The following is a 9,745-nucleotide window of genomic DNA, read 5'->3' on the forward strand; positions in this document are numbered from 1 at the left end:
GCTCCTGCAGGTAGTGCGCGAGTCGGTTGGCCTTCTCCTCAAGTTGCGCGTAGGTCAGTTGCTCGTCGCCGCAGATCAGGGCAACACGGTCAGGGACGGCATCGATGGCGTGCTCCGCCAAGTCGGCAATATTCAGGGCCACGGACCCTAAATTAGAACGTGTTACATTTCCTGACAAGTTTCAGGCCGGCACACAGGAAGGCAATCGTCCGTGAGCGAGTCAGAAAAAAAGGCCGACGCCCTCATTGAGCAGCGCGGACACACCTTGATCTTGACGTTGAACCGCCCTGAGGCCCGCAATGCACTTTCGACCGAGATGCTCTCGATCATGGTCGAGGCCTGGGACCGCGTCGACACCGATCCCGACATTCGCTGCTGCATCCTGACCGGGGCAGGTGGCTATTTCTGCGCGGGCATGGACCTCAAGGCCGCGACCGCCCGCCCGCCAGGCGACTCATTCAGGGACGGCAGCTACGACCCGTCGCGCATCGACGCTCTGCTCAAGGGCCGTCGACTGACCAAGCCGCTGATCGCGGCGGTCGAGGGGCCGGCCATCGCCGGAGGCACCGAGATCCTGCAGGGCACCGACATCCGCATTGCCGGCGAAAGCGCCAAGTTCGGCATCTCGGAGGCCAAGTGGAGCCTGTATCCGATGGGCGGCTCGGCGGTGCGACTGGTGCGCCAGATTCCCTACACGGTTGCCGCCGATCTGCTGCTGACCGGACGGCACATCAGCGCCGGTGAGGCCAAGGAGATCGGCTTGATCGGCTATGTCGTTCCGGACGGCGACGCGCTGGCCAAGGCGCTCGAGATCGCCGACGTGATCGGCAACAACGGGCCGCTGGCGGTGCAGGCGATCCTGCGCTCCATCCGCGAGACCGAGGGCCTGCCGGAAAACGACGCGTTCAAGATCGACACCCAGCTGGGCATCAGCGTGTTCCTGTCCGAGGACGCCAAGGAGGGCCCGCTCGCCTTCAAGGAGAAGCGCGCTCCGCAGTTCAAAGGCCGCTAAGGCGCCGCCAACAGATTCCCAACTCGTCACGGCTCCTACGCGGCCGCGCCCACCCAGCTGACAGCTCCGAACCTGGCCGTACCGCCCAGAATTCGTATTGGTCTGGACGGTCGATCTGCAGCTCCGATTACCCGGCAAACGGATCTTCCCTCTGCTATGAAGGAACCCAATGTCCAGGGCCCGCGACACATTCCTAGGAAGTGCATGAAAACTGAATTCCCCCCGCTGCCAGAGGTCCAGGTCGCTGACAGCGCCTCGTCACCGCGCATCTGCATCGCTACATGGGAAATCGAAGGACCATCCCGGAATGCTGGCATCGGAACTGCCTACACGAGTATGGCTGATGCCCTGCGGCGCGCCAACTATGACGTGACAATCCTATTTCTTGTGGGGTGGCACCCACCAGACGTAAATATGAGCGACTGGGTTCGACACTACCAGGCAAAGGGCATAAATCTGATACCGCTTCCTATGCCGCACACCCCGACAATTCAAGCTGCTTGGGCCGGGAGCGTGTCTTACCACACATATGTTTGGCTGAAAGACCACCAGCATAATTTCGACATCATCCACTTCCCGGAGTGTCTGGGCCTGGGCTTTTATAGTCTGCTCGCAAAGCGGCAGGGTATAGCGTTTGCTCAAACTACCTTTGTAGTTGGAACTCACGGCCCGATTTTATGGGTAAAAGAGGGCAATCAGGATTACCTACGGAATCTCGGTGAGCTGGAAATTGACCACATGGAACGCACCAGTGTCGCCGCCGCTGACGTCGTGGTGAGTCCAAGCCAGTATCTCCTCGAATGGATGATACAGAATGGCTGGGAACTCCCCAGGCAAACTTTTGTTGCGCCATACATTCGTCCTGATGCGGCCACATTCTCAGATCTTGGTCTGCCGCAAGAAAAGCGTGAGATTCGGGAAATAGTGTTTTTCGGGCGGCTTGAGCTCAGAAAGGGCCTGCGACTCTTCTGCGACGCGATCGATTCGCTTTGCGCCGATGGGGCGAACCCAGATTTCGAGATTTCCTTCTTGGGGAAAGAAACTAAGATATACGGCCGATCGAGTGTCGGCTATATCAGCGACCGATCTAAGAAGTGGTCCGTACCATGGCGTCTGATCTCGAATAAATATCAAGCGGGCGCTATTGAGTATCTCCGAGGAGTCGGGCGCCTTGCAGTGATCGCTTCTCTCGGAGATAATTACCCCAATACTGTATTGGAATGCGTGGGCGCAGGCATCCCTTTTCTAGCGAGCAACACCGGGGGAATTCCAGAAATCTTCGCATCGGAAGACAACGCTGAAGTCTGTTTTGAACCAAGGCCCGAGATCCTGGCGGACCGCATTCGAGCTGTGCTTGCTAAAGGTGCCTCTTCGGCGCGCCCATCGATTTCATTTGCCGACAACGAGAAGCGATGGGTAAGTTGGCACCGCAACATTCGCACGCACACGAAGCTTAATCAGTCTCCCGCTAATGAGTCAAACTCTGATGAGGAACCAGACTTCCCTTTAGTGAGTGTTTGCTTTCCCTTCACCACCAGCGGGAATAAGATTGCAGCTACGCTGGCCTCTCTCAAAACACAGGATTACCCTAATTTTGAGGTGATCCTCGTCGAGGGTGGTGGTGGCATTTCGCCCCAAACGAGCTCCTCCGATGACTGGTCCGAGTTGGAAGGCCTCAGGACCAAAAGGATTCGTCAGCGGAGCCGAGAGATTGGCGCAGGGCGAAATAGGGCAGCGCTTGAAGCAAAGGGAACGTACCTGTTTTTCGTCGATGACCACACGCTCCTGCTGCCGTCGAGCGCTCTCTCGGCCTTTGTGCGAGTTGCGCAAAAAGTGGACGTCCCCATTGTCACGTCATCCATCAGCTTTTTCCTCGGATCTTCTGGTGAATCGCCAGAAGACCGGATGGAGGATTCGCGGCGGCCATTTCTCGGATGCGACATCGCCACTGGCGCATATGTCAACTGCTTCGGAAGCACAAATGCTCTCATCAGGCGCGATGCTTTCGATGCCGTCGGTGGATTTAGCGACGAAGCAGCCTCAAGCCTGGACGACTGGGAGTTTTTTTCCAAGGCAGCGCTCTTGAGTTTGCAGATTGAAACGATTCCGGAAGTTTTTATTTGGTACCGCGTAGACCTCGAGCAGGAGAGCTTGGTGCACTCTCTTGAGAACGCCGTTCGAAGCCTGCGACCGTACACCGCACCCGACCGGAAGGTTGAGCCTCAAATTGCGCAGGCAATTTCGAGGGCTTTACTACTCGGTCACGGAATGAAGTTAGAGCACGATGCGCTTGTGGGCACGCCGCTGTCCCGGGGAGAACAGGGTCCTCCGGTAACCGGATAAACTTCCGCTCGGATAGTTGGAGACGATGCACACTCGCGATGCTCGAATCCTTAAGTGTCAAAAGCCGCACGAGAGCAAAGGGCTGACGGTCGAACCTGGCGCGGGCGCATATATTTCCCCGCTCGAACGTCGCACGAGGGGTTGGTAGTAATCTGATATGTCATCACGCATGGTAACGGTCTTGGGCATGCACAGGAGCGGAACGAGTCTCATCACCCGCGGGCTCATGTCCTTAGGCATCTACTTGGGCGACGACTTCGTTGAGGTGCAACCCGATAACCCTACTGGCTATTGGGAGGATCGACACCTCCAAGACTTCAACGAACGCGTGCTCACGGCCCTCGGTCTTAAGTGGGAGAGTGTTGCTTTCCTTAAGGACAGCCGATGGGAGGAGCCTGAGATTGAAGCCATCCGGATGGAGGCGATTGAATACATCCGGGCTAACTTTCTGGCGCATCCACTTTGGGGTTTCAAGGATCCGCGTACACTTCGACTACTTCCATTCTGGTCTCCAGTATTCCAGCGCCTTGGATTGGAAGATGCTTATGTAATGGTTATACGGAATCCCTTGAGTGTCGCCCAGTCATTGATCGCGCGCCAATCGGACGTATTCGACGCTGCGATGGCGCATGGCCTGTGGCTTGTTCACACGGTGACATATTTCAGCCGGATCGCACAAAAGCCCTTTATCGTTATTGATTATGACCTATTTATGGACGATCCGCGTGGACAACTTGAGCGCATCGGACGCGCCCTGGAGATCCCACAGGCTGATGCCAGGTTAGGAGACATCGAAGACTTTGTTGCCAACTTTATCGATCCTGAGTTACGACATAGCCAATTCGGTCGACTCGACCGCGATTTTGTTCCGCATCTTAGCATCTTAGTGCAAAAAGCTTACCTGTGCCTCAGGCGGCTTGCGACGGACCGGATCGGACCTGACCGCTCCCAGTATTGGTCGGAATGGCAGCAGATTGAAGCTGCCACATGGCGGTTCTTTGAAAATGAATAATCCACTCCTGAGCACAGGCGCTCGACAGACTGCCGCCGCCGCACGCCGACTTCAACAGACGGCTAGAAGTTCCACGTCGCCGGCCGCCAATCCACCGAACGTCCTCTTCATTATCGCCGACGATCTGAATTCCTGGATCGGAGCTCTTGGTCGCCACCCAAGTGTCAAGACTCCTAACATCGACGCGCTGGCGGCGCGAGGCACGTTATTCACGCATGCCTATTGCTCGGCACCGTATTGCAACGCCAGTCGCATGGGAATTTTCACTGGCTGTCTGCCGACGACGACTGGTATTTACCAGGACGAATCATTCTGGGACCGGACCCACCGTCCGATCACATTTGTCGAGCGGCTGCGAGAATCCGGCTATCACACGGTGGGCGGGGGCAAGGTGTTTCACGGTGTTTTCGACTATGCCGCCGCCGGACAGACAGGGGCAGATCATGCGGAATGGCGCGAGGTCGAGAATCGTCCAGAGCTTTGGGTCGACTTCCTAACCAATGAGGTCGACCCGCTGCCGGACGGCCGGCCGCTTAATCGCCTATTTGATTTCGGCAATTTCGCGGCTGTGCCGAAGCCCTACCACCACTTCGACTGGGGGCCGCTGCCCGACGATCGAGTGAACCGTATCCCCGACGAAAAAGTGATGCGATACGTCTGTAACTTCCTCTCCGAGACGCCACCTGAGCCCTTCTTCTGTGCAGCAGGTCTTTACAAACCGCATCTGCCCTGGCACGTACCCGCCCGCTTTTTCGACCTGTATGACCCGAACGCGATCGCGCTGCCTTTGGTCCGCGCTGACGACCTCGACGACGTGCCGCCGATTGGCCGCGACTGGGCGCTGTCGCCGCCCGACCACGAGCGGATCACCGGCGCCGGGCAGTGGGGTGCCGCGGTCCACGGGTATCTGGCGGCGATCAGCTACTGCGATCATCTGGTCGGCGAGATCGTTTCCGCACTCGATCGGTCGGGCCTCGCAAACCGCACGATCATCGTGTTGTGTGGCGACAACGGATTTCACCTCGGCGAGAAACTGCACTGGCGCAAGTTTGCGCTGTGGGAAGAGGCGACACGGGTGCCGTTGATCATCTCGGCACCCGCTGTGCAGGACGCCCCGAAAAGGGTGTACCAGCCGGTCAGCCTGATCGATATTTACCCAACCATGCTTCGCCTTTGCGGTCTCGACTGCCCGCCGGTCGATGGTATGGACCTGGTGCCCTTGCTCTTCGACGGTACCGGTAGCGTTACGCGCGCGCCTGTCGTGATGACGTGGGGCCGCGGCAATCATTCGGTCCGGACCGCGGACTGGCGGCTGATCCGATACAACGATGGCTCGGAAGAACTGTATGACCACCGCGCCGATCCGTTCGAGTGGCAAAACCTGGCGGGATCTGTAGAACTCGAGGACGTCCGCGCCGAATTGCGGCGAGCGATCCCTGGGCATAGTCGATCGCCAAGCTCTCCAGGCCGCCGCCCCGGCCCCGATTTCCTCGGCATCGGCGCCCAGAAGGCAGGCACGACTTGGTTGTACGAACACCTAAAGCGCCACCCCGACATTTACGTTCCGCCGGAAAAGGAGCTGCATTTCTGGGATCAGCGCCAAGACCAGCCGCTCAGCGAATGGCTCGATCTCTTTGATGAGGCTACGGAGCAGAAACGCGGGGAGATTACACCTGCCTATGGCATCCTTGAGACCGACACGATCCGGGAAATCTATGAGCTTCGTCCCGATCTCCGGCTGTTCTACAGCATCCGCAATCCGATTGAGCGGGCCTGGTCGTCGGCCTTGATGGCGCTCGAACGAGCGGAGATGACATTCAACGAGGCGTCGGACACGTGGTTCATCGACCACTTTAAATCCTCAGGGTCGCAGCGGCGCGGCGACGCGGAATCATGCCTGTCGCGTTGGCGCAGCGTGTTCCCAACAGAGCAGATACACCTGATCCTTTATGACGATCTTGCACTCAACCCACTCGATACGCTGCTCAAGTTGGCCAGCCATCTCGGAGTCGAAGGCGAATTCTTCCGTTCCATTCCGGAGGAGGAGCTAAAAGAGCACGTTTTCGCCGGTCCGGGACATTCACTGCGTCCCTCGCTCCGCCGTTTCCTCACGATTCTTTACGCCCGCAAGATTGAGCGGCTACAGGGAATCCTCGACCGAGACCTGAGCCATTGGCTGCCTGAGTAGTCGGCTCTGTCCAGCACCGCAGCAGTCTCGGCCCATAACTCTGGCTACTCCGCCCTGATCAAAAGCCCCCGCTCTCGAGCCGACTCGAACATCCTATGGAATAACAGCGCAGCGAGTGCCAGGTAGACGAGGTCGAGCGCGAGGCCCCAGTGAAGGTTCGAGATCGAGAATCCTTGCCCCGCCATCACCTGCCGCATTCCTTCGAAGGAATGGGTTGTGGGTAAAGCCAGGGCGAGTGGATGCAGGAAAACCGGCAGCGTTTTCAACGGGTAGAACACGCAGGAAAACGGCATCAACAGGCCGGCAAAGCTCCATGCCAGGCTCTCGAGCTTCGATGCATAACGGAGGATCAGGCTGGTGATCACGATACCAACTGCAAGGCCGAAGAGCATCAGAACCGCAATGAAGGGCACGAATTCGATCAGCAACGGGAAGATGTTGAAGTGATAGCACAGCAGCGCAATCACGGATTCCAGTGTCAACCCAATCATGGCCTTGATCAGGTTCACGGAGATCAGAGCGGAAACGTATTCCGCGACGTTCAGCGGCGACGTGAATAGGTTGATGTGATTCCGCGTCCATAACTCTTCTAAAAAACCTTGTCCCATGTCACGTTGGAATCCATTGAAAAATCCCCACAAAACGACGCCGCCGAGTAACACGCTGATCAGGCCCGGTTGCAGACCTTGGTGATTTGTGAGGTAGATCGTGAGAAAGCCCCACATCACGATATTCACCACCGGGAAGTACACGGTGTTGATCAGGTGGTTGGTATTATGCCGCAATTCATACAGGTGCCGCAGGATGACGGCCTCGATTCTATGGCGCCGCATCTCTTTGTTCCCTCGCGATTCGGATGAAGACTTCTTCGAGAGCAGGCTCGTCCCGATGCTCCGCCAAAATGCGGCGGGTGACCTCGATTGGAGTCCCGTCTGCAATGATCCGGCCGTGGTCAAGAAACATAATTCGATTGCAAATCCGTTGAACTTCGGCCATGTCGTGTGACGTATAGATGATACTGGTGCCATGGCTCCGTTGAAGATCCAGCAGGACCTCTCTGACTTCGAGTGCGATCAGCGGGTCAAGATAGACTGTGGGCTCATCCAGTAACAATAATTCGGGATCATTGAGGAACGCCTTGCATAGGCCGACACGCGCCGCCTCACCGGAGGAGAGTCGTGCTATCGGCCTGTTTTGGAGTTTCCCCATCCCGAATCGATCGAGCAGCTGGTCAATTTTCTCCGATGGATTACGTATATTATAGATGCGCGCGAAAACCGTCAGATTTTCACGTACCGTCATACGCGCCGGAAATGCCACATATGGCGAGGTAAAGTTTAATCTCTGCAGTATATCCTCGCGATCCGTGTTCAGGCTTTTGCCGAATAATAAGAATGTCCCGGCGGTTGGCGTAATCAATCCGGTCAGCATGTGCACGATGGTCGTCTTGCCCGCCCCATTCGGACCGACAAGGCCGACGATTTCCCCTTCGCAGACGGAGAATGACACATCATCCACCGCGCGAAACGTCCCAAACGTCTTCGTCAGGCGCCTAACGTCGACCCGAGTTGGGTCATGATGCGCGTTCACGACGCCTGGTTTCTCGGAGCTGCTCCGCATGCCACTCGATAGTGCGCCCAATCCCCTCACGTACCGAGACCTGCGGGCGCCATTCAAGGCGATCACGCGCTCTGGTGATATCGGGCCGCCGACGGGTCGGGTCATCTTGCGGCAGCGGATGCAACTCTAGCGGTGAAAGTGAACCCGTTAGCTCGATCACCAATTCAGCGATCTGGAGAACGGTGAGCTCCATCGGATTGCCGAGGTTGATTGGTCCCGGGTCTTCGGTCTCCAGCATCGCCAGGATGCCTTGAACCAAGTCGTCCACATAGCAAAGACTTCTCGTTTGGGTTCCGTCACCGAAAACTGTCAGGGGTTTGCAATTCAGGGCCTGGTCAATAAAAGATGAAACAACACGCCCGTCGTCCGAGTGCATCCGAGGACCGTAGGTGTTGAAGATACGTAGAATTCCTGTGTCTGCTCCACAGGACGTTCGGTAGGCCGTTGTCAAAGCTTCTGCGTAACGCTTAGCCTCGTCATAGACGCTTCGCGGTCCGACGGGGTTGACGTTGCCCCAATATTCTTCGGACTGCGGGTGAAGGTGGGGCTCACCATAGATTTCACTACTCGAAGCCAGGATAAAGCGTGCGGATTTGGCCTTGGCGAAATCGAGTACGTTCCGTGTTCCCTCTGATCCCGTCCGTAGCGTGAAGATGGGTCTATCCAAATACGCGAATGGCGATGCAGGGCTGGCGAGGTGCACCACACCATCGAATCTGCCATCAATATCAACCATTTCAAGAACGCTCGCCTCGATGAAAGAAAATTCAGCAGACGTACCGAGATGCTGGATGTTGGTGCGGGAGCCGGTTGAGAGGTCGTCAAGGCATACAACGGTATAGCCCTTAGCAATCATCAGATCGCACAGATGTGATCCGACAAATCCAGCGCCACCGGTAACGAGTACTCTCACGACTCTTCTCCCTTTGGGTGCGCCTGACTAGTTTGTGGGAACATCATGGACGCCCGAAGCCTCGGTAATTCCAGCCGGCAGCACGCCAGGGCTGCGGGTCGAGGCAATTACGAGCATCAATGATGCGCTTCGACCTGGTTACCGCTTCAAGTTTTTCCGGTTGCAGTTTCTGAAATTCATCCCACTCGGTGAGAATCAGAACCACATCGGCCTCCTTGCATGCTTCGACGGTCGACAACGCATAGTTGAGCGTCGGGAATAGATGTCGGGCATTGTCCATGGCTTTAGGATCGAACACGCTGACAATGGCCCCCTGTAGCTGTAATTGCCCAGCCACATCTAGTGCCGGCGAGTCACGAATATCGTCTGAGTTCGGCTTGAAGGCAACGCCAAGAACCGCCGCTCGCGTCCCGACCAGTGACCCACAAATTTCGCGAGTGGCATCGATTACGCGGCTGCGCTGTCTCATATTGATGTTGTCGACGACCTGCAAAAATGTGACGACATCATCGAGCCCCAGTTCGTCGGCACGCGTCATGAAGGCACGGATGTCTTTCGGCAGGCATCCGCCGCCAAAGCCCAGCCCGGCATCGAGGAATTCGCGCCCAATGCGCTTGTCAGCACCGATTACGTCGGCGAGCATGGTGACATCGGCGG

At 57.0% G+C, this 9,745-nt stretch carries 9 protein-coding genes; 4 read left to right on the forward strand and 5 right to left on the reverse strand.

Annotated elements, in window-relative coordinates:
• Positions 1-142 (reverse strand): AMP-binding protein (locus WCA53_RS01080; protein ID WP_423904476.1); only part of this gene is annotated, 142 nt, incomplete at its 3' end.
• Between the two features lie 69 nt (positions 143-211).
• Here WCA53_RS01080 and WCA53_RS01085 point away from each other — a divergent pair.
• The 4 genes from WCA53_RS01085 to WCA53_RS01100 all read left to right on the forward strand — a co-directional run bounded on the left by WCA53_RS01085 (position 212) and on the right by WCA53_RS01100 (position 6,555).
• On the forward strand, positions 212-1,012 hold the full coding sequence (locus WCA53_RS01085; protein ID WP_423904452.1) for a crotonase/enoyl-CoA hydratase family protein: 801 nt from the start codon (positions 212-214) through the stop codon (positions 1,010-1,012).
• Positions 1,013-1,216: 204 nt separating this feature from the next.
• Positions 1,217-3,355 (forward strand): glycosyltransferase, encoded by a 2,139-nt coding sequence (locus WCA53_RS01090; RefSeq protein ID WP_423904456.1) that lies wholly within the window; start codon positions 1,217-1,219, stop codon positions 3,353-3,355.
• Between the two features lie 169 nt (positions 3,356-3,524).
• Positions 3,525-4,367 (forward strand): sulfotransferase family protein, encoded by an 843-nt coding sequence (locus WCA53_RS01095; RefSeq protein WP_423904479.1) that lies wholly within the window; start codon positions 3,525-3,527, stop codon positions 4,365-4,367.
• Positions 4,330-6,555, forward strand: a complete 2,226-nt coding sequence (locus WCA53_RS01100) for a sulfatase-like hydrolase/transferase (RefSeq protein WP_423904460.1) — start codon at positions 4,330-4,332, stop codon at positions 6,553-6,555. Before WCA53_RS01095 ends, WCA53_RS01100 begins: the two co-directional genes overlap by 38 nt.
• A gap of 44 nt (positions 6,556-6,599) precedes the next feature.
• On the opposite strand, the gene WCA53_RS01105 is transcribed toward WCA53_RS01100, so the two are convergent.
• From WCA53_RS01105 to WCA53_RS01120, 4 genes are all read right to left on the reverse strand, one after another.
• On the reverse strand, positions 6,600-7,388 hold the full coding sequence (locus WCA53_RS01105; RefSeq protein ID WP_423904462.1) for an ABC transporter permease: 789 nt from the start codon (positions 7,386-7,388) through the stop codon (positions 6,600-6,602).
• Positions 7,375-8,145, reverse strand: coding sequence for an ABC transporter ATP-binding protein (locus WCA53_RS01110; RefSeq protein WP_423904465.1), 771 nt, complete (start codon positions 8,143-8,145; stop codon positions 7,375-7,377). Before WCA53_RS01110 ends, WCA53_RS01105 begins: the two co-directional genes overlap by 14 nt.
• Positions 8,129-9,088 carry a UDP-glucuronic acid decarboxylase family protein gene (locus WCA53_RS01115; RefSeq protein ID WP_423904468.1) on the reverse strand — a complete coding sequence of 320 codons (960 nt, stop codon included), beginning with the start codon at positions 9,086-9,088 and terminating at the stop codon, positions 8,129-8,131. The genes WCA53_RS01110 and WCA53_RS01115 overlap by 17 nt, the downstream gene beginning before the upstream one ends.
• Positions 9,089-9,131: 43 nt before the next feature.
• Positions 9,132-9,745: UDP binding domain-containing protein (locus WCA53_RS01120; RefSeq protein WP_423904472.1), on the reverse strand; the 614-nt coding region annotated here is incomplete at its 5' end.

The organism is Caballeronia sp., assembly GCF_049581465.1.
Classification (GTDB): Bacteria; Pseudomonadota; Gammaproteobacteria; order Burkholderiales; family Burkholderiaceae; genus Caballeronia.

Bases quoted from the DNA above. Each gene is read 5' to 3' on its own strand.
- WCA53_RS01105 (WP_423904462.1), bottom strand. From the start codon at position 7,388: ATGCGGCGCCATAGAATCGAGGCCGTCATCCTGCGGCACCTGTATGAA.
- WCA53_RS01095 (WP_423904479.1), top strand. From the start codon at position 3,525: ATGGTAACGGTCTTGGGCATGCACAGGAGCGGAACGAGTCTCATCACC.
- WCA53_RS01090 (WP_423904456.1), top strand. From the start codon at position 1,217: ATGAAAACTGAATTCCCCCCGCTGCCAGAGGTCCAGGTCGCTGACAGC.